24 protein-coding genes, 2 pseudogenes and 1 other annotated feature are annotated in these 20,563 nt (G+C 56.7%); of the genes and pseudogenes, 18 read left to right on the forward strand and 8 right to left on the reverse strand.

Features of this window, described 5'->3' with window-relative positions; all coding sequences use genetic code 11:
- Nucleotides 1-10: 10 nt before the first annotated feature.
- Nucleotides 11-260, forward strand: a binding site (T-box leader).
- 276 nt (nt 261-536) lie between these two features.
- The 5 genes and pseudogenes from DW724_RS05320 to DW724_RS05340 form a co-directional block, all read left to right on the forward strand.
- Nucleotides 537-1,895: an anthranilate synthase component I family protein gene (locus DW724_RS05320; RefSeq protein ID WP_118760883.1), complete on the forward strand. Its 1,359-nt coding sequence runs from the start codon at nt 537-539 to the stop codon at nt 1,893-1,895.
- Nucleotides 1,895-2,056: pseudogene (locus tag DW724_RS05325) on the forward strand (glutamine amidotransferase-related protein); the annotation flags it as partial. The gene DW724_RS05320 and the pseudogene DW724_RS05325, both read left to right, overlap by 1 nt.
- A 116-nt stretch (nt 2,057-2,172) precedes the next feature.
- A complete protein-coding gene (locus DW724_RS05330; RefSeq protein ID WP_118760885.1) occupies nt 2,173-2,613 on the forward strand; it encodes a hypothetical protein in 441 nt (146 codons plus the stop codon).
- Nucleotides 2,610-3,221: a phosphoribosylanthranilate isomerase gene (locus DW724_RS05335; RefSeq protein WP_118760886.1), complete on the forward strand. Its 612-nt coding sequence runs from the start codon at nt 2,610-2,612 to the stop codon at nt 3,219-3,221. Before DW724_RS05330 ends, DW724_RS05335 begins: the two co-directional genes overlap by 4 nt.
- Nucleotides 3,218-3,619: pseudogene (locus DW724_RS05340) on the forward strand (pyridoxal-phosphate dependent enzyme); the annotation flags it as partial. The gene DW724_RS05335 and the pseudogene DW724_RS05340, both read left to right, overlap by 4 nt.
- A gap of 227 nt (nt 3,620-3,846) precedes the next feature.
- On the opposite strand, the gene rbr reads toward DW724_RS05340, so the two are convergent.
- Both rbr and DW724_RS05350 read right to left on the reverse strand, forming a co-directional pair.
- Nucleotides 3,847-4,386, reverse strand: a complete 540-nt coding sequence (gene rbr / locus DW724_RS05345; RefSeq protein WP_118760887.1) for a rubrerythrin — start codon at nt 4,384-4,386, stop codon at nt 3,847-3,849.
- A gap of 60 nt (nt 4,387-4,446) precedes the next feature.
- On the reverse strand, nt 4,447-4,830 hold the full coding sequence (locus tag DW724_RS05350) for a Fur family transcriptional regulator (RefSeq protein WP_116705667.1): 384 nt from the start codon (nt 4,828-4,830) through the stop codon (nt 4,447-4,449).
- A gap of 168 nt (nt 4,831-4,998) precedes the next feature.
- Between DW724_RS05350 and DW724_RS15560 the strand changes: the two genes are divergently transcribed.
- Nucleotides 4,999-5,151, forward strand: a complete 153-nt coding sequence (locus DW724_RS15560) for a hypothetical protein (RefSeq protein WP_158580220.1) — start codon at nt 4,999-5,001, stop codon at nt 5,149-5,151.
- 27 nt (nt 5,152-5,178) lie between these two features.
- Here the strand turns inward: DW724_RS15560 and trhA are convergent, their stop codons facing one another.
- Nucleotides 5,179-5,832 (reverse strand): PAQR family membrane homeostasis protein TrhA, encoded by a 654-nt coding sequence (gene trhA, locus DW724_RS05355; RefSeq protein ID WP_118760888.1) that lies wholly within the window; start codon nt 5,830-5,832, stop codon nt 5,179-5,181.
- A 400-nt stretch (nt 5,833-6,232) separates the two neighbouring features.
- Nucleotides 6,233-7,198, reverse strand: coding sequence for a polysaccharide deacetylase family protein (locus tag DW724_RS05360; RefSeq protein ID WP_118760889.1), 966 nt, complete (start codon nt 7,196-7,198; stop codon nt 6,233-6,235).
- A gap of 196 nt (nt 7,199-7,394) precedes the next feature.
- On the opposite strand from DW724_RS05360, the gene DW724_RS05365 reads away from it, so the two are divergent.
- From DW724_RS05365 to thiE, 5 genes are read left to right on the forward strand one after another with little or no spacing between them, the layout of a single operon-like run.
- Nucleotides 7,395-7,925 carry a DUF1836 domain-containing protein gene (locus DW724_RS05365; protein WP_117492121.1) on the forward strand — a complete coding sequence of 177 codons (531 nt, stop codon included), beginning with the start codon at nt 7,395-7,397 and terminating at the stop codon, nt 7,923-7,925.
- Nucleotides 7,926-7,930: 5 nt separating this feature from the next.
- The gene (locus DW724_RS05370; protein ID WP_118730321.1) at nt 7,931-8,407 is read left to right on the forward strand and encodes a YbaK/EbsC family protein; all 477 of its coding nucleotides are present in this window, start codon (nt 7,931-7,933) and stop codon (nt 8,405-8,407) included.
- Nucleotides 8,404-9,126: a nitrilase-related carbon-nitrogen hydrolase gene (locus tag DW724_RS05375; RefSeq protein ID WP_158580221.1), complete on the forward strand. Its 723-nt coding sequence runs from the start codon at nt 8,404-8,406 to the stop codon at nt 9,124-9,126. Before DW724_RS05370 ends, DW724_RS05375 begins: the two co-directional genes overlap by 4 nt.
- 33 nt (nt 9,127-9,159) lie before the next feature.
- Entirely contained in the window at nt 9,160-9,714 is a 555-nt protein-coding gene (locus DW724_RS05380; protein ID WP_118760891.1) for a DUF6652 family protein, read from the forward strand.
- A 21-nt stretch (nt 9,715-9,735) separates the two neighbouring features.
- Nucleotides 9,736-10,368, forward strand: coding sequence for a thiamine phosphate synthase (gene thiE / locus DW724_RS05385; RefSeq protein ID WP_118760892.1), 633 nt, complete (start codon nt 9,736-9,738; stop codon nt 10,366-10,368).
- 44 nt (nt 10,369-10,412) lie between these two features.
- Here the strand turns inward: thiE and DW724_RS05390 are convergent, their stop codons facing one another.
- On the reverse strand, nt 10,413-11,012 hold the full coding sequence (locus DW724_RS05390) for a GerMN domain-containing protein (protein ID WP_118760893.1): 600 nt from the start codon (nt 11,010-11,012) through the stop codon (nt 10,413-10,415).
- 226 nt (nt 11,013-11,238) lie between these two features.
- Here DW724_RS05390 and DW724_RS05395 point away from each other — a divergent pair, with 226 nt between their 5' ends.
- Nucleotides 11,239-11,961 (forward strand): peptidoglycan recognition protein family protein, encoded by a 723-nt coding sequence (locus tag DW724_RS05395; protein ID WP_243105694.1) that lies wholly within the window; start codon nt 11,239-11,241, stop codon nt 11,959-11,961.
- A 41-nt stretch (nt 11,962-12,002) separates the two neighbouring features.
- Here the strand turns inward: DW724_RS05395 and DW724_RS05400 are convergent, their stop codons facing one another.
- The 3 genes from DW724_RS05400 to DW724_RS05410 are packed head-to-tail and all read right to left on the reverse strand — an operon-like array spanning nt 12,003 to nt 15,439.
- Nucleotides 12,003-13,370: an MATE family efflux transporter gene (locus tag DW724_RS05400; RefSeq protein ID WP_118760894.1), complete on the reverse strand. Its 1,368-nt coding sequence runs from the start codon at nt 13,368-13,370 to the stop codon at nt 12,003-12,005.
- Nucleotides 13,371-13,379: 9 nt separating this feature from the next.
- The gene (gene pepV / locus DW724_RS05405) at nt 13,380-14,744 is read right to left on the reverse strand and encodes a dipeptidase PepV (RefSeq protein ID WP_118760895.1); all 1,365 of its coding nucleotides are present in this window, start codon (nt 14,742-14,744) and stop codon (nt 13,380-13,382) included.
- 26 nt (nt 14,745-14,770) lie between these two features.
- Complete coding sequence (locus DW724_RS05410) at nt 14,771-15,439, reverse strand: Crp/Fnr family transcriptional regulator (protein ID WP_118760896.1); 669 nt, start codon at nt 15,437-15,439, stop codon at nt 14,771-14,773.
- Between the two features lie 880 nt (nt 15,440-16,319).
- Between DW724_RS05410 and DW724_RS05415 the strand changes: the two genes are divergently transcribed.
- From DW724_RS05415 to DW724_RS05440, 6 genes are all read left to right on the forward strand, one after another.
- Nucleotides 16,320-17,015, forward strand: a complete 696-nt coding sequence (locus DW724_RS05415) for a 4Fe-4S binding protein (RefSeq protein WP_118285109.1) — start codon at nt 16,320-16,322, stop codon at nt 17,013-17,015.
- Nucleotides 17,016-17,272: 257 nt separating this feature from the next.
- Nucleotides 17,273-18,295, forward strand: a complete 1,023-nt coding sequence (locus DW724_RS05420) for a LacI family DNA-binding transcriptional regulator (protein WP_118760897.1) — start codon at nt 17,273-17,275, stop codon at nt 18,293-18,295.
- 8 nt (nt 18,296-18,303) lie between these two features.
- Entirely contained in the window at nt 18,304-19,077 is a 774-nt protein-coding gene (locus DW724_RS05425; protein WP_118760898.1) for an alpha/beta hydrolase, read from the forward strand.
- A gap of 2 nt (nt 19,078-19,079) precedes the next feature.
- Nucleotides 19,080-19,574 carry a GNAT family N-acetyltransferase gene (locus DW724_RS05430; protein ID WP_118760899.1) on the forward strand — a complete coding sequence of 165 codons (495 nt, stop codon included), beginning with the start codon at nt 19,080-19,082 and terminating at the stop codon, nt 19,572-19,574.
- 136 nt (nt 19,575-19,710) lie between these two features.
- A complete protein-coding gene (locus tag DW724_RS05435) occupies nt 19,711-20,016 on the forward strand; it encodes a DUF2089 family protein (protein WP_116704792.1) in 306 nt (101 codons plus the stop codon).
- Entirely contained in the window at nt 20,013-20,387 is a 375-nt protein-coding gene (locus tag DW724_RS05440) for a hypothetical protein (protein WP_118760900.1), read from the forward strand. Before DW724_RS05435 ends, DW724_RS05440 begins: the two co-directional genes overlap by 4 nt.
- The last annotated feature ends 176 nt before the right edge of the window (nt 20,388-20,563 follow it).

Consider the following 20,563-nt stretch of genomic DNA (forward strand, 5'->3'; position numbering starts at 1 on the left):
TTCAAAAAAAGCAAAACCGCAGAACAAGAGTGAGTAAGAGCGAGACCGCGCTTTCAGAGAGCTTTCCGGTGGTGTGAGGAGAGCAGCAGAGGACGTTACTGAATGGACTTGTGAGGGCAGCCTCAAATCCGCAGGGAGAGTATGGCTGACGGGATTCCCGCCGTTATCATGTGAGCGTGTGTGTTTGCACACGACAGAGTGGACGTTTTTGTACGCCAATTTGGGTGGTACCGCAGAAGTAACAGGCTTTTGTCCCATGATACGTTTGTATCGTGAGACAAGAGCCTTTTTTTATTGTGTCTGTTCGGAACGAACAGACACTCGATCGAAACCACGCTTTCGATCGAATCCCGAAGAAAAATCGCGTCCTTCGGACACATTTTTTCTTCCCTTGTATAAAAAAGCAGGTACACGCCCTGCCTTTTTATGAATTTGCTCCGCAAATTCTATTAAATGCGTGCTGCCGCACGAACCCAAGAAATAAAACACGGTTTATGATTACCGCCGATGTTTTGCTGTAAATGGAGGAAAACACAATGATTACGCCAAGCTGTGATGAGATTATAGAACTCGCGGAGGAGTATACGACCATTCCGGTCTGCCGCGAGATCTACGCCGATATGACAACGCCGATTTCGCTGCTGCGCCGGCTGCAGACGCGCTCCGACCGCTTTTTCCTGCTGGAGAGCGTGGAGGGTGGCGAAAAATGGGCGCGCTATTCCTTCCTCGGCTATGACCCCATCCTGCGTGCAACCTGCAAAAACGGCACGGTAACGCTCGAGGGTGCGGTCAACAAGACGGTCAAGACCGACAAGCCGCTCACCGTGCTCCGCGAGGTGCTCAGCGAGTACCGCGCACCGCGGCTTGAGGGTCAGCCGCCGTTCACGGGCGGTTTCGTCGGCTACTTCGCGTATGCGATGCTTGGCTACGCGGAGCCGACGCTCAAAATCAAGCGCGGCGCATGGGACGATTTCGACCTGATGCTGTTCGACAAGGTCATCGCCTATGACCACCTCAAGCAGAAGATTGTGCTCATCGTCAACATGAAGACCGACAGCGTGATGGAGAACTACGGCAAAGCCTGTGCCGCGCTCGAGGGCATGGCAGCGCTGATCAACGACCAAAGTCCGCTGCCGCCGCTCAAGGTGACGAGCAGGCCGAGCTTCACCTGCAATGTCACCGAGGCGCAGTACGCCGACATCGTGGAGAAAATCCGCGAATACATCTTTGACGGCGATATCTTTCAGGCGGTGCAGTCGCGTCAGTTCTCCAGTCCGTATCAGGACAGCCTGCTTTCGGCGTACCGCGTGCTCCGCACCACCAATCCCTCACCGTACATGGTGTTCCTCTCCACTGATGGGGACGAGATCATGTGTTCCTCTCCGGAAACGCTCGTCCGACTGGATAACGGCCGCCTGACCACCTTCCCGGTTGCGGGCTCCCGTTCGCGCGGCAAAACGCCGGAGGAGGACAAGGCGCTCGAGAACGAGCTGCTTGCCGATGAGAAGGAGCTTTCCGAGCATAACATGCTGGTCGATCTGGGCCGCAATGACCTTGGCCGCGTGTCCAGGATCGGCACGGTCGAAGTCACCGATTACATGATGATTCACCGGTATTCTAAAATCATGCATATCTGCTCTCAGGTCGAGGGCGACATTGACGAAAAGTACGACGCGTGCGACGCCATCGAAGCGGTGCTTCCGGCGGGCACCCTGTCCGGCGCACCCAAGATCCGCGCCTGCGAAATTATCGAGGAGCAGGAGAGTGAGCCGCGCGGCGTATACGGCGGCGGCATCGTCGCGGATTCCGTGCCGCATAATGAATATATGGAAAGCGCAAACAAGGCAAAGGCAGTTATGAACGCCATCGAGCGTGCATCGGAGGTAGACGGATAATGATTCTCCTGATCGACAATTACGATTCTTTTTCCTATAACCTGTTTCAGCAGGCGGCGGCCATCCAGCCGGATATGCGCGTTGTCCGCAATGACGCGCTCACCGTCAGCGAAATCGAGGGACTGAATCCCTCGCACATCATTCTTTCTCCGGGGCCCGGCTATATGAAAAACTTTCTGTCTATGTAAAGTTTGACCAGAACCGTAGGGCGGGCTGCCCTACGGAGAAGATATCAATTAGTAATGATATAGTAGATGTAATAGAAAGGTCGATATAAATGATTCAGCTTGCAATTCACGAGGCCATCAACGGCCGAGATTTGGACTATACCATCGCTCGTGCAACAATGGAGGAAATGATGGACGGCACCGCGACCGACATCGAAATGGCAACCCTGCTGACGGCGCTCCGCATGAAGGGCGAAACCATCACCGAGATTACCGCCTGCGCCGAGGTCATGCGCGAAAAGGGCGCGCACATCGAGCCGAAGGGCGCGGTCATGGATATTGTCGGCACCGGCGGTGACGAGGTCGGCTCGTTCAACATCTCCACGACCGCCGCGTTTGTGGCGGCGGCAGGCGGTGTGCCGGTTGCAAAGCACGGCAACCGGTCGGTTTCGTCCAAGTCGGGCGCAGACGCGGTTCTGGTAGGTGAGTACCTCATGCGTGCCGCAGACAAGAAACAGGCGCTTGACGCACTCCGGGAGGCGGTAAAATGAAGCTGAAATTCTGCGGACTGACCCGCAAAGAGGATATAGAGGCCGCGAACGAAACCAAACCGGACTTTATCGGTTTTGTGTTCGCGGAGAGCCGCCGGCATGTATCGGATTTAGACGCGGCTCGGCTCAAGGAGCACCTCGACCCGCACATCAAGGCGGTCGGCGTGTTTGTGAACGACGAACCGGAGCATATTGCCGCGCTCGTGCGCGATGAGGTTATCGACATTATCCAGCTGCACGGCGGCGAGAGCCTGCATTATATAAACAAGCTGCGAAAGCTGACAAGCGCGCCCATCGTCTACGCCGTGCGCGTGGAGACCCACCGCGACATTGAGCAGGCGGACACCCTGCCGGTGGATTATCTGCTGCTGGATACTTATGTAAAGCACGCCTATGGAGGCAGCGGCAAAACGTTCGACTGGTCGCTGATAGGAGAGGTAAACCACCCGTATTTTCTCGCGGGAGGACTGAATGAAACCAACGTCCAAAGAGCCGCACAGACCGGCGCGTATGCGCTCGACCTGTCCAGCGGCATTGAAACGGACGATGTAAAGGATATTGACAAGATGCGCCGCGTATCGGCGCTTGTGAAAGGAGCAAACCAATGAGCAAGGGACGTTTTGGCGTACACGGCGGTCAGTACATGCCGGAAACGCTGATGAACGCGGTTATCGAGTTGGAGGAAGCCTACAACCACTATAAGAACGATCCGGAATTCAACGCGGAGCTGACCGAGTTGCTGAACAACTACGCAGGCCGTCCGTCACGCCTGTACTTTGCGGAGCATATGACCCGCGACCTCGGCGGTGCGAAAATCTACCTCAAGCGTGAGGATTTGAACCACACGGGCGCACACAAGATCAACAACGTGCTCGGTCAGGCGCTGCTGGCGAAAAAGATGGGCAAGATCCGTCTGATCGCAGAGACCGGCGCCGGTCAGCACGGTGTTGCAACCGCGACCGCCGCCGCGCTCATGGGCAGGGACTGCGTGCCGCACGTCAAGGAGTACGTCAAGAGCATGAAGGACGCAGTACGCTCCGCAAACTAAACAAAAATGAGGGGGAAACGGTTGTTTCTCCCTCGTTTCATATTGATTATGGTGTAATATTTTGCGTTGATTGTTCATGTTATCGTAGGGCGGGATGACCTCATCCCACCGTTTCCCAACTCGTTTGCACATTCGTAAATAAAAATGGAGAATGGTAAATCAAAAGGTTCATTCTCCATTTTCAATTAGTAATTGTCAGCCTTGAGTTCAAAGTAGGCTTTAGGATGTGCACAAACCGGGCAGACCTCCGGCGCCTGCCTGCCAACCACGATATGTCCGCAGTTGGAGCACTGCCATACGCAGTCGCCGTCGCGGGAAAAGACCAGCTTATCCTCGACATTCTTGAGCAGCCTGCGGTAGCGTTCCTCGTGCTCCTTTTCGATTGCGCCGACCATCTCAAACAGGTCTGCGATGTGGTCGAAGCCCTCCTCACGCGCCTCTTTGGCGAAGGTAGCGTACATGTCGGTCCACTCGTAGTTTTCGCCCTCTGCGGCAGCCTTGAGGTTGGCTGCGGTATCGTCAATGCCGCCGTTGAGCAGTTTGAACCAGATTTTCGCGTGCTCCTTCTCGTTTGCGGCGGTTTCCTCGAAGATTTTCGCAATCTGCACATAGCCGTCCTTTTTCGCCTTGGAGGCAAAGAACGTGTACTTGCTGCGTGCCATGGATTCGCCTGCAAATGCGGTCTGCAGGTTTGCTTCGGTGCGGGTGCCCTTGAGTTCTGCCATAACAGTTATCCTTTCTCCGCTATTCTTCCGGTTGACGGTCAGACCGTTCTGACTGCTCTTTTAGTCTTTCCTGCAAGCGCTACAAATACCCTCGAACAGAATTTCGTACCGATGCAGCTCCACGCCGGAGGAATCCTCCACGCGGTCGATGAGATCGGTGACAGGCGGCATAAATACATCAAAAACGCCGCCGCACTTGGTGCATCGCACATGATAATGCGGCTTGATGTTGAAATCAAAGTGATCGGCACCGGTCGGCACCGGCACGCGCAAAATCTCGCCCTGAGCTGCCAGCTGGTTCAGATTGCGGTAAACCGTGGCCTTGCTGATGGTCGGATGCTGCGCCGCGATAACGGCATAAATCGCATCTGCGGTAGGGTGGTTGTGCATCTGATTCACTGCCTGCAATACAATCTGACGCTGAATGGTGTTTCTGGTCTGCATAAAATGCACCTCCTTTATTAGTAATGCTTCTTAATTAAGAGTATATTGCAAATCCATATTTTTGTCAATCGGTAAGAAGCACTTTTTTGAATACTGTATGGGAAGAGATTTTGAAAAGGTTGCAGGCGATACGGAGAGTAATATAAACCGGGGAATGGAGATGGCAGTATGAATCGAACGGAGTTAGAAAAATATATACGGAATAATTATGGTACAGAGCCGGATTATCCGTGGATAAAGTATCCGAATTATGGAGTGTTCCGCCATAGCAGTAATAAAAATGGTTTGTCGGGTGCGGATGAAAACAAAAACGAGCCGTGAATCACATGAAGATTCACGGCTCGTTTGTTATAGTACATAAAGAAACACCATCAGATAATGACAAACGCTGCCGACAATTACGAACAGATGAAACAGCTCATGAAATCCGATCATCAGCCCGAGATTCGGCTTTTTGGCGATATAGATCACGCCGCCGACCGTATACGCCAGACCTCCGGCAGCCAGAAGGGCAATGGCAGGCGCGGGCATGGACAGCACGACTCCGAAATCAAACGCGATCGCCCAGCCGAGCGCGAGGTACAGCGCGGTGCCGATGAGACGCGGCGCGTCAATCCACAGCAGCTTGATGGCAATGCCGGTCAGCGCAATCAGCCAGATCACGCCAAGAAAGATATAGCTGCGCGGCGCAGGCATGAATTTGAGAATAATCGGCGTATAGCTGCCCGCGATCAGCACATAGATCATGCTGTGGTCGAGTTTTTTCAGCCGCCGCAGGACGGCTTCGCCGCGGCCGGAGAAATGGTACACGCTGCTTGCAGAGTACAGCGCGATCAGCGACAGGCAGAATACCACGGCAGCCGCCGCAAGCGAGCCGGTGACGGACGAATCGAACAGCAGCCGCACGAGCAGAACGAACAGTCCGGCGCCGCTGAGCACCGCACCGATGAAATGAGAGTAACTGGAAAACGGCTCGCGGGCCTTGAGAAATGCACGAGGCATACAAACTCCTCCTTTTGCTATGTAGAGTTAAAAACTATATCATGTCTGTTATGATACCATATTTTTCGGAAATTGCAAGTGCTTTCTCCAAATTGTCACCATAAAAAAGCACCGTCTTTGTTAATCAAAGACAGTGCTTCAGCTTGTCGAAAAAGCAATATTCGATTTTTATGCTTCGTGCGGCAGCACGCATTCAATCGAATTTGCTTTGCAAATTCATAAATTCCGGGAGCATGTATCTCGGAATTTATACAAGGGAAGAAAAAATGTGTCCGCAGGACGCGGTTTTTCTTCGAGATTCGCTCGAAAGCGTGGTTTCGAGCGAGAGGCTGTTCGGAAAACAAAGTTTTTCGACAGTCTCAAGCACCGTCTTTGTTAATCAAAGACAGTGCTTGGAAAATCAGGTATACGATTTCGGAATCTTTATGGTTCTCTCCTGTGCGGGAAGGTGCCGGGCGACTTCCTGCCGGATTTTCTCATTCTTGATCATGGTCGGCATGTGCGCCCGCACGGTAATATCGTGCGAGGCGTTCGGGTTCGCCGGAAGAATATCGCTCAGTTTGGTGTCCATCGTGATGCGGTAACGTGGCAGATCGGTCAATCCGCGCCGGATAGACGCCGTTCCGGTGTTGGTCAGTACGCTGACCTGAATACCGTTTTTCTGCAGCAGCGGCTGCATCCACGCATCGCGCGCGCCGAACGGATATGCGAAAAACAGCACGTTTTTCTGGTTGGTATTTTGCGTGATGAGGTCGATGCTCTGCTTGAGGTCCTCACCGACGCGCTTGTTATACGCCGCCTGCGATTCGCCCTTCAGCCGCTGGATGCCGTTGATGCCGTCCGGTGCGGTCAGTCCGCCGTACTGCGGGTTGTGCAGGTTGTAGGTGTGAGAACCCAGTTCTACCAGACCACTGTCGGCCATTTCGGCTGCCTCATCCCACTTGAGGAAAAAGCGGTTCGCTTCCGTGTTGTCGTTTGCGCGGATGCTTTTGCCGATCAGTGCAATGACGGCCTTCATGCCGGTTTTCTGCAGAATCGGGTACGCAATATCGTAATTGGAGCGATAACCATCGTCAAAGGTGATCATGACCGGCCGCTCGGGCATGGCTTCCTTTCCGGCTCGGATGTCGATCAAATCCGCCGAGAGCAGCGGCGTGTAGCCGTTGTATTCCAGATATTCCATGTCCTCCTGAAACCGCTCGCCGGTGATGGTCATGCTCGTCACGGCGGACGGATCGTTCGTCAGGTTGTGGTACATCAGAATCGGAACCTTCGAGGCAGTATTTGCCGCGCTGCAGCTGATGCAGGATACAAAAAATGCACCTGTCAGTCCGAAAAGGACCAGGCGTTGCCAGAATTTTTTCATATGTAAGCCTCCTACCGCTTATTGTTCGTTCAGTATACCATAATATAGTGGATTTGTCGAGCGGCATAACTCTTGCGTGAAGCGCGCAAAAGGCTTATAATAATAGCGTTGCAGACCGCACGGACAGACGAAAAATTGCGTGTTTCCGTTCAACGTTGTAATTGTTAATATTTTGTAAAAAGATGAGGTGAACGCCATGCCGCGGCTGGAGAAAACCATAGAAGCGGTCTTTGCCGACCGCGATATCATGCCCGACGAGGTGCCGCAGCTTGACCTGTATATGGATCAGGTGCTGACGCTGTTCGATCAGTGTCTATCAGGCAGCAAGCGCACGCCGGAGGATAAGCTGCTGACAAAAACCATGGTCAACAACTACGTCAAGGAAGGGCTTATGACGCCGGTGAAGGGCAAAAAATACACGCGCCAGCAGATCATGCAGCTGCTCTGCGTGTACCATTTGAAGCAGACGCTGCGCTTAAACGATGTGAAGGCGCTGACCGGTCGGGACGATGTGGACTTTGCGGCGTGCTACGAGCATTTGCTCGCGGACAAGAAGCGCATGCGTGAGGCGATTCCGCCGCTGCTGACTGCCCAGCTGCCCGAGACGCCGGACGACCCGGAGGAGCGGCTGTGCACATGCCTTGCGCTCAGCGAAATTGCAAATTATTTACGTCGGCTGTGCGAAAGCATGATCGACGATATCCCGCAGCAGACAGAAGGAGATTGAGATCCATGTCCATCGAAAAAGCAAAAGCGTATCTGCGTCAGTTCGGCGCAGAGGATCGCGTGATCGAATTCCCGGTGTCCAGCGCGACTGTGGAGCTGGCCGCCGAAGCTGCTCACTGCGAACCGGCACGCATCGCAAAAACGCTGTCGTTCCGCACGAATGACGGCGTGATCCTCATCGTTGCGGCAGGCGACACCAAGATCGACAACCCGAAGTACAAGGCGCGGTTCGGCTGCAAGGCGCGGATGCTTGCGTTTGAGGAGGTCGAGCCGGAGATCGGTCATGCGGTCGGCGGCGTGTGCCCGTTCGGCGTGAACGACGGCGTAACGGTCTACCTCGATGAATCGCTCCGACGGTTCGAGACGGTATTCCCGGCGTGCGGCTCGTCCAACTCAGCCATCGAGGTCACCATCCCGGAACTGGAGAAATTCTCCGGTTTCAAGGCATGGGTGGACGTCTGCAAGGGCTGGAGAGAGGCGTGAGCACGGTTGCCATCGGGCAGTTCGGCGCCGGAGAGGACAAAACTGCCAATCTCAGGGAAATAGAACGCCTTGCACAAATATCGGCGGAAAATGGAGCAAAAATGCTGTTCTTGCCGGAATACAGCATGTATTACGCAAAAGTGAACGCACGGTCGAAAAATATCGAGGCCGCAGAGCGGTGTGACGGCGCGTTCATTATTGCGCTCGGTGAACTTTGCAGGAGATACGGCCTGTGGATTGCCGCAGGCATGTACGAGCGCACGGACGGTCTGCCGTACAACACGATTGCGGTTCTTGACGACCGCGGCAGCCTGCGCGGAACGCACCGCAAGAACCGTTTGTACGATGCGTTCGGCTATCGGGAATCCGATGAGTGCCGGGCAGGGGACAAGCCGTTTTCGCCCATCGAGACACCTGTCGGAAAACTGGGCATCATTACCTGTTTCGAGCTTCGGTTTCCGGCGCTTGCCGCCGAGCAGAAGGCGCGCGGCGCCGAGACGCTGTTCGTTCCGGCGGGCTGGGTGCAGGGCGAGAACAAGCTGCTGCACTGGCGTACCCTGTTGTGCGCGCGAGCCATCGAGAACGGCCTGACCGTGCTCGGCGCAGACCAGTATGCGCCCGGAAAATTTGTCGGGCACAGCATGGCGTTTCAGCCGGACGGCACCGCGCTCGGTGAACTCGGGGAAGAACAGGATTTGCTTATCGTGAAAATAAATTGATGAAAATTAACATGCGCTAAAAGGGGAGAGCGAATGAAGGCTGCAAAGTTTTTTGGCATCTGTGAAATCGTTTGCTTTGTCGGTCTGGCGCTGTCGTATGCAGGCGAATTTCTGTGCGCTTTTGTGGCGCAAGGAACGGATAAGGACATATTTCAGATGGGATTATTCCTGTTCTGGCTGCTTATTGGGCCGTTGGCAATCTGCAATCTGATTTGCGCTGCTGTGATGTACAGGCGGCTGTCCGACCCGGCGGTGCGGCAGACGCTGTGGCGCTGCATCATTGCAATGAAGTGCATCGCGATTCCAATGTTCCTGCTGAATTTCTTTTTCGGCATGATTTACGGCATGTTTACGCTGATTTTCCCGATGACGCTGCCGGTCGTGCTCTTACAAATGCTGGTTGCCTGGTTCGCCATGATGGCCTCGTCCGGCTACTGCATTGCGCTCATCCTGCACGCGTGCAGGCAGGGCGCAATCAGCACCGGAACCGCAGTCCTGCAGGTCATTTCCCAGTTTATTTACGTTGTCGATGTTATCAGCCTGTTTTTCATTCGCAAGACGGTAAAAGAATGCGAAACGGCACAATAAGTTGAAAAAAGGAGTATCATCATGCAGTTTGATCCTACATTATATGTCATTACGGACAGTACCTATCACACGACCGAGACCCTGCTCCGCGCGGTGGACGAGGCGTGCAGGGGCGGTGCAACGCTCATTCAGCTCCGCGAGAAGGACACCGGCGGACGCAGCTACCTTGAGTTGGCGCAGCAGGTCAAGTCCGTCACCGACCGCTACAGCGTGCCGCTCATCATCGACGACCGCGTGGACGTTGCCATTGCCTGCGATGCGGCCGGCGTGCACGTCGGCGCGAGCGACCTGCCGGTGGCGGTCTGCCGCAGTCTGCTCGGCCCGGATAAGATCGTCGGCGCGACCGCCAAGACGGTCGAAGCGGCCGTTGCCGCGTACAACGACGGCGCGGATTACCTCGGCACCGGCGCCATTTACCCGACGACTACCCACGTTACCACCAAGGTTACGCCGGTCTCCGTGCTGAACGATGTGTGCCGCGCGGTCCCGATTCCGGTGGTTGCCATCGGCGGCCTGAACGCGGATAATATGGACGTGCTGGCTGACAGCCCCATCAAGGGCATCGCCGTGGTCTCTGCCGTCATGAAGGCGGACGATCCGTGCGCGGCTGCCGCGCATATCAAGGAAAAATTCCTGAAAATGATGAATAAGTAAGAAAAAGCTCCGAAACAGGCGTTTCGGAGCTTTTCTTTTGCAGATCAGTTGTTCGGTTCGATCGCGTAATCGTAGACCTCGTGTCCGCTTTCGAGCACCTTGCCGTCCACGGTGATGAGCACTGCGGTTGCGCCGCGCGCCTGCGCGAACGTGTTGACCAGTGCGTAGATCTTGAGCGTTTCACCGGCGGTGCCGGAGGCGCGGATCGCCTCGCCGAAGGCGGCATTCATGTCAAGCGTGAGCGTGCCGTTCTCGAGCGACGAGGACTGCACCTTGACGCCCTCGGGCAGTGAGCCTGCGGCGATGAGCGCATCCACGAGCGACTGGTCGGAGTCGTCCTTCGCGTCTGCGCCGGTCGGCGTGAGTGTTTCACCCTGTTCGTCCGGAACGTAGATCGTGACCGATTCCGTGCCGCTCGGATTGGGATTTTCCGGCTGTACGGCAGGTTCATCGGTCTTGGAATCGGACGGTTTGCCGGAATTGCTGTCGTCCGGCGTTTCCGGCGTGGTCGGGTTCTCCGGCTCGGTAACAGCAGGCTTTTCCGGCTCATCGGCGGGCTTGCTGCGGACATATCCATATACACAGGCTGCGGCGACTACTGCAATGATCGCAATTACGGCTATAATGACTTTTGAGCGTTTCATTGTAAACGCCTCCTTTCTCTTACAAGCTTATTGTATCAAGCCAGACGGGAAAATACAAGGGATATACCGTTAACAAATGGCGGCTTTTTGCCCCGGTTTGGGCGTCCTCTGTTTTTTTGCACCGATCCGTTGGGGTGCAGAAAAATTTCTCGAAAATTTTCAAAAAGTTGACCATTCCCGGTCAATTTTCGCCTCCATCCGGCATAGGGTTGAAGGAGGTGACGCAATGATGAACATTGCATTCAAACAGGCGCACAGCGGCAACTACCGCCGAGCCGCACGCGGGAAGGAGGATATCCGCTATCTGGTGCTTCACTTTACAGCAAACGACGGCGATACCGCAAAAAATAACGCGGATTACTTCGCTCGGGCAGAGATTTCGACCTCAGCGCACTACTTTGTGGACGAAAACGAGGTTTGGCAGTCGGTCCGCGACGCGGATATCGCATGGCACTGCGGCACGCGCGGCACCTATTTTCATCCGTACTGCCGCAACGCGAACAGTATCGGCATTGAGCTGTGCAGCCGCAAAAACGGCGAGAAATTCTACTTTATGCCCGAGACCGTGCGCCGAGCACAGACGCTTGTGCGAGGTTTGATGGCAAAGTACGGTATTCCAATCGAAAATGTTGTGCGCCACTACGATGTTACGCACAAAAACTGTCCTGCGCCGTTCGTCGAGAGCGCATCCGCGTGGACAGCATTCAAGCAGGGTCTACAGAAAAAGGAGGAACCTGACATGACCGAAGCCGAGGTAAAGAAGATCATCGAGAGCACCCGCAGGACGTACAACAGCGTTTCCGCCGTTCCCGCGTGGGCGAAGCCGACCGTCGAGAAGCTGACGCGCAAGGGCTGGCTGCTTGGCGACGAGCACGGAAAGCTCGACCTGACCGAAGAGCTGCTCCGCACGCTGGTTATCAACGACCGCGCCGGAATCTACGGCGAATAAGCGCAAAAGAGGCTGTAAATTAAATTTACAGCCTCTTTTTGTTACTTTGTATTTTGATAGGTCAAACCTTTTTTTCGGATGATAAACAGCTGGATATAGTACGATGCCGCAAGGAATACCGCTGCGAATGTCCACGCGGCCGCGTCCGTGTAGAACAGACCGCGCTCGCCGATGGCCTTGGTCAGCAGCAGCGATGCACCCACACGGCCTGCGAACTCGGTCAGACCGGAGAGCATGGGCGCGGTCGTAAAGCCCATGCCCTGCAGAGCCGAGCGGTAGGTGTGCAGCACATAGGCGGACAGCAAAAACGTGCTCATGACGACCAGATAATCGTACGCGACCGACAGCGCCTCGGCGGCGTTGGCAGCATCCGCGGAGATGAACAGCGCGACAACGTGACGGCCGAACAGGATCATGCCCGCCGCCAGCAGTGCGGAAAAGCTGAGTGCCAGCACAAGCGTCGAGCGGACACCCATTCGCACGCGGTCAAGCCGGTTTGCGCCCCAGTTCTGGCCGGTGTAGGTCGAGGCGGCGTAGCCGAACGCGGACGCGGAGCAGTCCATCAGACCGTGCAGCTTGTTGGTCGCGGTAAAACCCGCGAGGAACACAAAGCCGCAGGTGTTGATAACCGCCTGCATGATGATGCCGCTGATGACGATGACGAAATGCTGCAGCGCGAGCGGCAGACCAAGATGGCACAGCCGCCGGATCACACTGCCGTTCGGCTGCCAGTCCGGCTTTTCGACGGACACATCCGGGATTTTCCGCAGCGCATTGACGCAGTACGCGAATGCAAACAGCTGCGCGAGCAGCGTCGCGGCGGCAGCGCCCGGAATGCCCCAGCCGAAGCGGATAACGAACAGCAGATCGAGCACAATGTTCAGACATCCGGCAGTAAACATGGCAATAAGCGGACTTTTTCCGTCTCCGAGTGCGCGGAGAATCGCCGCTGCCATATTGTACGCCATCGTGATGAGCGTGCCCGCATACATCATGGTTAAATAAATGTGCGCGCCGTCATAGATGTTCTCGGGCGTGTCCAGCAGGTGCAGCAGCCATCCTGCTGAGGACACGAACACCACGGTCAGCAGGATGCCGACTGCCGCGCACAGCAGCACGGACATGGTGATGGCCTTTCGCAGTCCCTTTTTATCGTTTGAGCCGAAGGTCTGCGACACGAGCACGGAAAAGCCCTGCGTCATGGCCTGCACGGTCCACAGCACCAGCCAGTACAGCCAGTCGGTCGCGCCGAGTGCGGCCAGCGCCTCCACACCGACACCGCGCCCGACGATGGACGCGTCTGCGACTGTGTACAGCTGCTGACCGACATTTGTCAAAATCAGCGGTACGGCCAGTCCGAGAATGAGTTTTGTCGGACGGCCGACGGTCATATTTGTCTCTCTGCTCATACAATCTCCTTACTTTGCCAGTTCGTACATTGCCGCCGCGATGATTTCCGCGTTCTGCAGCACGCGCTCGATTTCCATGTACTCGTCCGGCTTGTGCTCGCGCACCTCATCGCCGGGGAAGATCGGGCCAAATGCGACAAGGTTCGGCATGGACTTGGCATAGGTGCCGCCGCCGATGCTCTTGAGCTCCGCCTTCTCGCCGGTCTGCTCCTCATATACCTTGGACAGTCTGCGGATGAGTTCGCTTTCGGGCGGCATGTAAATGGCCGCCGCGTGCGTCATTTCGGTTTCGGTAAAGCCGCCGAGCGTGAAGCCGTGCGACAGACGCGGGTATACGCGCTCGTATTTCAGGGTGACCGGGTAGCGCACCGAGAAAACGAGCGACAGCGTTTCCTGCTCAAATTTTGCCACGCCGAGGTTGAGCGTCAGCGGGCCGGACAGCTCATCGCGCATGGCGAGACCGAGGGACTCGCCGTGTACCTCCATGCCGATGCGCTCTGCCACAAATGCCATGCAGTCGCCAAGTTCGCCGGTCAGCGGCAGCTGATTGAGCGCCTGCGCCAGCCGTCCGATGGCATTTTCGCCCTGCTCCGGGGTCGAGCCGTGAACGGCAATGCCCTCGGCTTCCACGCGGATGCCGCCCTCGATCGGTGTGACGGTTACCTTGTCCGCCGAGATTTTGGCAGCCGCGTCCGCCGGGCACTGCAGCTCCGCCGCTGCATACGCGGGCGAGATGTTGGAGGCGGCGCCGCCCTCGAACTTTGTCAGGCGGTATTCACCGGTCTGGTGCAGCTTTCGGCTGTAAGTGCCGTTGAGAATGCCCTTTTCGCCGTTGATGATCGGGTATTCGCCGTCCGGTGTGAAGCCGTACACCGGCAGTTCGCCGCCATGCGAAACGTACCACGACATATCGCCGCAGCCGGTTTCCTCGTTGGTGCCGAACAGCAGACGGATGCGCTTGGAGGGGGCAAATCCGGCATCCTTGAGCGCCGCCAGCGCGTAGATGGCCGCCACCATCGGGCCTTTGTCGTCCATCGTGCCGCGTCCGTAAATGCGGCCGTTTTTGATTTCGCCGGAGAACGGCTCGGTCTCGGTCCAGCCGTCGCCGGCGGGCACAACGTCCAGATGACCGAGCACAGCCACCATTTCCTCGCCCTCGCCGTACTCGCACCAGCCGACGCGGTCGTCCATATTGCCGGTCCGGAAGCCCAGCTTTTCGCAGAGCGCAAGCGCTTCGTGCAGCGCACGGGCAGGCTCGCGGCCGAACGGCGCATGCTCCTCCGGCACGCCTTCTACGCTCGGGATGCGCACGAGCGCGGCAAGACTCTCCAGCAGTTCGTCCGCATGTGCGCGGATATAGGGTTTGCAGTTCATAATAAAAACCTCCTTAACAGGGTGGATTATTCATCGGATTGCGAATGGTTGAGCACAAAATGGCTCTTTTTGTATGAGATAAGTCCGTCGCGCTGCATGCGGCTCAGCTCGGCGGACAGCGCACTGCGGTCCACGCCGAGGTAGTCGGCCAGCTGCTGGCGGTCGAACGGAATGTCGAACGTGTCCGAGCCGTGCTGCACCGCCTGTGCGGACAGGTACGACAGCAGCTTGCCGCGCATGGATTTCGGACTTGTGTGGAAGATTTTTCGCGTCAAAAGCAGGTTTTTCTGCGCGGTGACGTCCAGAAGGTTGCGTAAAAGTACACTGTGCGCGCTGTCCTGCGCAGCAGAGGAGAGCAGCATTTCGATCGGCAGGAACAGCACCTCGGACGGCTCGTCCGCCACCGCGGAGACCATCATGGGCGTGCCGGGGACACAGGCGTACGTTTCAGCGAATACCGAACCGGGCGTAATGTGGTCGAGCAGCATCTTGTGGCCCCATGCGTCGCAGCGCTCGATATTCACGCCGCCCGAGAGCAGAATACACAGCGCATGCGCGGTATCGCCGACGCGGTAAATCGGCTGAAATTTGTCAAATTCACGCGTGCAGGCGTGCAGACGGCGCAAAAGCGGGGATAACTCTGCGGTTTCAATGCCGCGGAACAGACCGCAGCGTGCAAGGATAGACAGGTTCATATTTCCTCCTGTTTTGTTGTTGGGACAACATACTTTGCCTTCTCAGTATAGTAAGATATGAGCGTAAAGTCAAGCGGGGGACACGAACCGCGCAGGCGGTTCGCCCGAACGGGGCGGCAGCTTTTTCAGCACCGGCTGACCGGGGTGCGCGAACTGCGTCAGCGTGTTCGCCCCTGACGGGCGGGGAGTTTTCCGCTGAACCTCAGCGGGGGGATTCGCCGTCTGCGGACGGCGGGAGCGTGCCGCGCCCCGCGGCGGGGGCAAAAAGGAAGGACAACCTGCGGTTTTCCTTCCTCTTTAAACTCCTACCTTTCCCTTGCTTCCTAATCTGGCGCAGATTGCCGACATGTGACCGCTTCGAAACAGGGGAACGGCAGTCGGGTTACCTTAGCGTGTCTTTCTTCGCCTTTTCGCAGTTCACAGATAGCGTACTGCTACACATGTGGGTTAATCAACGCAGGCGCGACATACCCGTGTCGCGCAAATCCTTGGCACGTTGTAACGCACGGCACCTGCGAGGATAAATTGCACCAAACGCTTAATTCGTAGGTGCTGTCCGCAAACTCCAGACTAACGAATTGCGCGACACGGGCATGTCGCGCCTGCGTAGAGTAAACCGTATGTGTAGCAGTAATCTATCTGTGAACTGCAAATATTTTACGAAAGACACGCTGCGGTAACCCGACTGCCGTTCCCCTTATTTCGCAGCGGTCACATGTTGGCAATCTGCGCCAGACTCTCCAAGGGAAAGGGGTGATTCACAAGAGGGTGGAAACCGCAGGTGTCTACCCTCTTGTGCCCCCGCCGGGTAGGCGGCCCCCCGCTGGCCCCAGCGGAACCATCTCAAAACAAGAAACAGGATATATAAGGAGAAAACACTATGATTCGCAAAATTATCGAAATCGACAAAGAAAAATGCAACGGCTGCGGCCTGTGCGCCCACGCCTGCCACGAGGGCGCCATCGGCATGGTGGACGGCAAGGCCACTCTGCTCCGCGACGACTACTGCGACGGCCTCGGCAACTGCCTGCCGGTCTGCCCGACCGGCGCCATCTCGTTCGTCGAGCGCGAAGCCGCCGCTTATGACGAAGCCGCCGTGCAGGCCAATATGCAGGCAAAATCTCAGCCGCATACCGGATGCCCGGGCAGCATGGCGCGGAGCATTGAACACGCCCCGGTCAATCAGCCGGCCTCGTTCATTCCGATGCCGAGCCAGCTGCGCCAGTGGCCGGTGCAGATCAAGCTCGTGCCGGTGAATGCGCCTTATTTTGACGGCGCAAACCTGCTCATCGCGGCAGACTGCACCGCTTACGCGTACGCAAACTTCCATCAGGATTTTATCCGGGGGAAGGTAACGCTCGTCGGCTGTCCCAAGCTGGATGATGTGGATTACAGCGAGAAGCTGACCGAAATCCTCCGTCAGAACAACATCAAAAGCGTAACCGTTGTCCGTATGGAGGTGCCGTGCTGCGGCGGACTGGAATACGCCGTCCGCACCGCGCTGCAGAACTGCGGCAAGCTGCTGCCGTGGCAGGTGAAGACCATTTCCATCAAGGGCGAACTGCTGGACGACTGACCGATTTCACTGATTTGCATTTGCAATTTTCGTTCAAAACGTGTAAAATAAAAAGGTAACACCACATAATTGGACAAGAGTGATTTGTGAGTAAAGTTTGTGTTCTGACGCGGCACGGTTTCGCAGCAATACTTGATGTATTGCAAGAAATCGTAACAAAGTCAGAGCGCAAAATTTCCACAAAGCACCGCGGTCAAATTGTGTGGTGGTGCCTTTGGAATGACACCGCGCAACGCGGTATGTAGGAGCGAAAATTCATGGCAGTCACTTTGGCAGAGATCGCTGCGCTGGCGGGCGTTTCCCGCGGCACGGTGGATCGGGCACTTAACGACAGGGGACGCGTCGATCCCAAGGTTGCGGCACGCGTGCGCCGCATTGCGGCAGAGCGAGGCTACCGCCCGAACCGTGCGGGACGCATGCTGGCACGCGCGAAAAACCCGATCAGGATCGGTGTGATCGTCCAGTCGGTCGAGACCATGTTCATGCACACGGTATTTGAGGAGATCGAACGCGCATCGGCGCACTTTACCACCACCGGCGCAGAGGTCCTCGTGCGGCCGCTTGAGGGCATTGATGCACAGCAGCAGCTGGACGTGATCGACGAGCTGCTCGAGGCAGGCGTGCAGGGCATCGCGCTTTCTCCGGCGGAGGACGAGCGGATACGCGCCCGTATTCAGGAGCTGTCCGGGCGCATGCCGATCGTTACCTTCAACTCGGATCTGCCGGACTCGGGCCGCCTGTGCTATGTCGGCGTGGACAATTTCGCGTGCGGACGTATGAGCGCCGGTCTGATGGACCTGCTGCTCGCCGGTCACGGGGAAGTCCTGCTGGTTGCCGGTCAGGAAAACAACTGGTCGCATCAGCAGCGTGTGGACGGCTTTCAGACCGAGGCTGCCGCAAATTTCCCCGGTTTGAGCCTGCTGCCGCCGCAGACCTGCGGGGACGATCAGCAGCTGGCGCATGATATTGTGTGCCGCGCCGTGAAGGAGCATCCGTCGCTGCGCGGTGTGTACGTTTCGGTAAACGGTCAGCTTGGCGCGTGCGACGCGCTGCGTGAGCTGGGGTTACAGGGCAAGGTGCATTTGATCTGCCACGACTTGATTCCGGCAAATGCGGAGAATGTCCGCCGCGGACTCATCGACTTCCTGATCGATCAGGATGCCGCCCTGCAGGGGGCACGTCCGATCGAGCTGCTTATGGACTACCTGTTGGCAGGCGAAAAGCCGGAGACCGACCGCATTCTTGCGTGCATTGATATCCGCAACCGCTACAACGTGTGAGGTGCGCGATGAAAGAGGTTTTGCGGCTCGATCACGGCGTTTTGACACATTTTCCGGCATCAGCCGGACGGAATAAGCCTGCGCTCATCCTGTGCCCGGGCGGCGGCTACGAATACTGCTCCATCCGGGAGGGCGCACCGGTCGCGCGTGCGTTTGCGCGGGACGGCGTGGAAGCGTTCGTGCTCGAGTACGACTGCACGGAGGTGCCGCTTGGCGTAAAGCCGCTGCACACGCTGTCCGCGTCTGTCGCCTGGGTGAGAGAACATGCGGCACAGCTCGGCATCGCGGCAGACCGCATTGCGGTCGGCGGATTTTCGGCGGGCGCCCATCTGGCGGGACTGCTGGCGGCGACGTGGCACGACGCAGACTGGTTTCCCGCGGGCACGGATCTGCAGGCGCACCGACCGAATGCGGCGGTGTTGTGCTATCCGGTGGTCTCGGCGGGAGCATATGCACACCGCGGCAGCTTTGTGCGTCTGGCAGGTGAAAATGCTGCGGAACAGCGGAGATTTTCGCTGGAAACGCTGGTTTCCGCGCACATGCCGCGCACTTTTTTGTGGCACACCCTGACGGACGCGACCGTTCCGGTCGAGAACACGCTGCTGCTCGAGGCGGCTTTGCGCCGAGAGAACATCAGCCACGAGCTGCACCTGTTCCCGCACGGCGTGCACGGACTCGCGCTCGCGGATTTGGAGACAGCCGACCCGATGAAAGGGCGCGTGCCCGACCGGCATATCAACCGCTGGCAGGCGCTCTGCACGGAATGGCTGAAGGAGGAATAACAATGCAGATTCGACACGCCCGGCCGGAGGATCTTCCGGTGATGCAGGAAATTTTTGCAGACGCGCGGGCATTTATGCGCGAAAACGGCAATCCCGATCAGTGGGGAGACAGATTCCCGACGCGGGAAATGCTGGACAAGGATCTTGCACTGCACCGCAGCTACGTCTGCGAGGACAGCGGCAAAATCGCAGCGACCTTTGCGTTTACGACCGACGGTGAGCCGACCTACCGCGTCATTCGCGGCGGCGCCTGGCTGGACGATGCGCCGTACGGCGTTGTTCACCGTATCGCGGCGGCAAAGGGCACGCACGGCGCAGCTTCGTTCTGCATGAACTGGTGCATGGAGCAGTGCGGAAACATCCGCATCGACACGCACGCGAACAACAAGCCTATGCAGGGTCTGCTGAATAAGCTCGGCTATACCTATTGCGGTGTCATTGAGCTGGAGAACGGGCGCGGAGAACGTCTGGCGTTCCAGAAACGAGTAGAAAAGTAAGTAAGAAACAGCAAACGGCATACCGGAGAGAATCTCCCGGTGTGCCGTTTTTATTTTCGGATTTTGATAAAATTAAAGGTTGACTTTAATATAATTTAATATTATAATGAAGTCACAATGAAAGGAAGTGATAGACGTGGCAATCGAGGTAATGCCGGAGTGGCTTGCGTCGCTGGACGAGGAGGACGTGTCGTTCATCAAAAAATTCGTGCTGGCGTCGGGGTCGCTCAAGGAGGTCGCGGGCATTTACGGCGTGACCTACCCGACCGTGAGACTGCGTCTGGACCGTCTGATACAGAAGATCAGGCTTGGCGAGCAGGCGGACGAGGAGCCGTATATCGCGCTCATCAAGCGTCTTGCGGTCAAGGACAAGTTGGATTTTGACACGGCGAAGCTGCTCATCAACGAGTACAAAAAGCTGAGAGAGGGGAACAAATCATGATGATTGCAACGGTTTCTACAATTATTTCGCTGATTTTTCTGATCGCGTTTGTCGCGGCAATGATTATTTTGCAGGTCTATCTTTCCAGACGGGAGAGTAAACTGCCGGGACTGGTACTGCCTGCCATCACGTTTTCGGGGGAGCTGTTCATCCTGCTGAACGTGGTGACGAATGTGGTGATGACCTCGGTGGCTGACAATGCGGTTGGCGGAGTGGATTCGTATGACGTGTTCGTGACGGTGCTCAACACGGTGCTGACGCTGCTCGTTATCTCCATGCCGACCATCGTGATGCTGGTAATCTACTTCCTCTGCCGCAGAGGGATGAACCGCAAAAAGCAGATCGAGAAGATGAATATTCAGGATTTGTGAGTTTTTCGCTTACTTTAAGCGAGGGGATGCGCCGTCTGCGGACGGCGGGGATTTGCCGCGCCCCGCGGCGGGGAATGCGCTGACGCCGCGCGGGCGTACAAGAGGGTAGACAACCTGCGGTTTTCCACCCTCTTGTAAATCTCCCCTTTTCCCTTGGAGAGTCTGGCGCAGATTGC

The organism is Butyricicoccus sp. AM27-36 (assembly GCF_003480945.1).
Lineage (GTDB): Bacteria > Bacillota > Clostridia > Oscillospirales > Butyricicoccaceae > Agathobaculum > Agathobaculum butyriciproducens.

Bases quoted from the DNA above. Each gene is read 5' to 3' on its own strand.
- DW724_RS05365 (WP_117492121.1), top strand. From the start codon at position 7,395: ATGCCGCGGCTGGAGAAAACCATAGAAGCGGTCTTTGCCGACCGCGAT.
- DW724_RS05380 (WP_118760891.1), top strand. From the start codon at position 9,160: ATGAAGGCTGCAAAGTTTTTTGGCATCTGTGAAATCGTTTGCTTTGTC.
- thiE (WP_118760892.1), top strand. From the start codon at position 9,736: ATGCAGTTTGATCCTACATTATATGTCATTACGGACAGTACCTATCAC.
- DW724_RS05370 (WP_118730321.1), top strand. From the start codon at position 7,931: ATGTCCATCGAAAAAGCAAAAGCGTATCTGCGTCAGTTCGGCGCAGAG.
- DW724_RS05410 (WP_118760896.1), bottom strand. From the start codon at position 15,439: ATGAACCTGTCTATCCTTGCACGCTGCGGTCTGTTCCGCGGCATTGAA.
- DW724_RS05330 (WP_118760885.1), top strand. From the start codon at position 2,173: ATGATTCAGCTTGCAATTCACGAGGCCATCAACGGCCGAGATTTGGAC.
- DW724_RS05400 (WP_118760894.1), bottom strand. From the start codon at position 13,370: ATGAGCAGAGAGACAAATATGACCGTCGGCCGTCCGACAAAACTCATT.
- DW724_RS05420 (WP_118760897.1), top strand. From the start codon at position 17,273: ATGGCAGTCACTTTGGCAGAGATCGCTGCGCTGGCGGGCGTTTCCCGC.
- DW724_RS05425 (WP_118760898.1), top strand. From the start codon at position 18,304: ATGAAAGAGGTTTTGCGGCTCGATCACGGCGTTTTGACACATTTTCCG.
- DW724_RS05350 (WP_116705667.1), bottom strand. From the start codon at position 4,830: ATGCAGACCAGAAACACCATTCAGCGTCAGATTGTATTGCAGGCAGTG.
- DW724_RS05430 (WP_118760899.1), top strand. From the start codon at position 19,080: ATGCAGATTCGACACGCCCGGCCGGAGGATCTTCCGGTGATGCAGGAA.
- DW724_RS05440 (WP_118760900.1), top strand. From the start codon at position 20,013: ATGATGATTGCAACGGTTTCTACAATTATTTCGCTGATTTTTCTGATC.
- DW724_RS05415 (WP_118285109.1), top strand. From the start codon at position 16,320: ATGATTCGCAAAATTATCGAAATCGACAAAGAAAAATGCAACGGCTGC.
- DW724_RS15560 (WP_158580220.1), top strand. From the start codon at position 4,999: ATGAATCGAACGGAGTTAGAAAAATATATACGGAATAATTATGGTACA.
- trhA (WP_118760888.1), bottom strand. From the start codon at position 5,832: ATGCCTCGTGCATTTCTCAAGGCCCGCGAGCCGTTTTCCAGTTACTCT.
- pepV (WP_118760895.1), bottom strand. From the start codon at position 14,744: ATGAACTGCAAACCCTATATCCGCGCACATGCGGACGAACTGCTGGAG.
- DW724_RS05390 (WP_118760893.1), bottom strand. From the start codon at position 11,012: ATGAAACGCTCAAAAGTCATTATAGCCGTAATTGCGATCATTGCAGTA.
- DW724_RS05360 (WP_118760889.1), bottom strand. From the start codon at position 7,198: ATGAAAAAATTCTGGCAACGCCTGGTCCTTTTCGGACTGACAGGTGCA.
- DW724_RS05335 (WP_118760886.1), top strand. From the start codon at position 2,610: ATGAAGCTGAAATTCTGCGGACTGACCCGCAAAGAGGATATAGAGGCC.
- rbr (WP_118760887.1), bottom strand. From the start codon at position 4,386: ATGGCAGAACTCAAGGGCACCCGCACCGAAGCAAACCTGCAGACCGCA.
- DW724_RS05320 (WP_118760883.1), top strand. From the start codon at position 537: ATGATTACGCCAAGCTGTGATGAGATTATAGAACTCGCGGAGGAGTAT.
- DW724_RS05395 (WP_243105694.1), top strand. From the start codon at position 11,239: ATGATGAACATTGCATTCAAACAGGCGCACAGCGGCAACTACCGCCGA.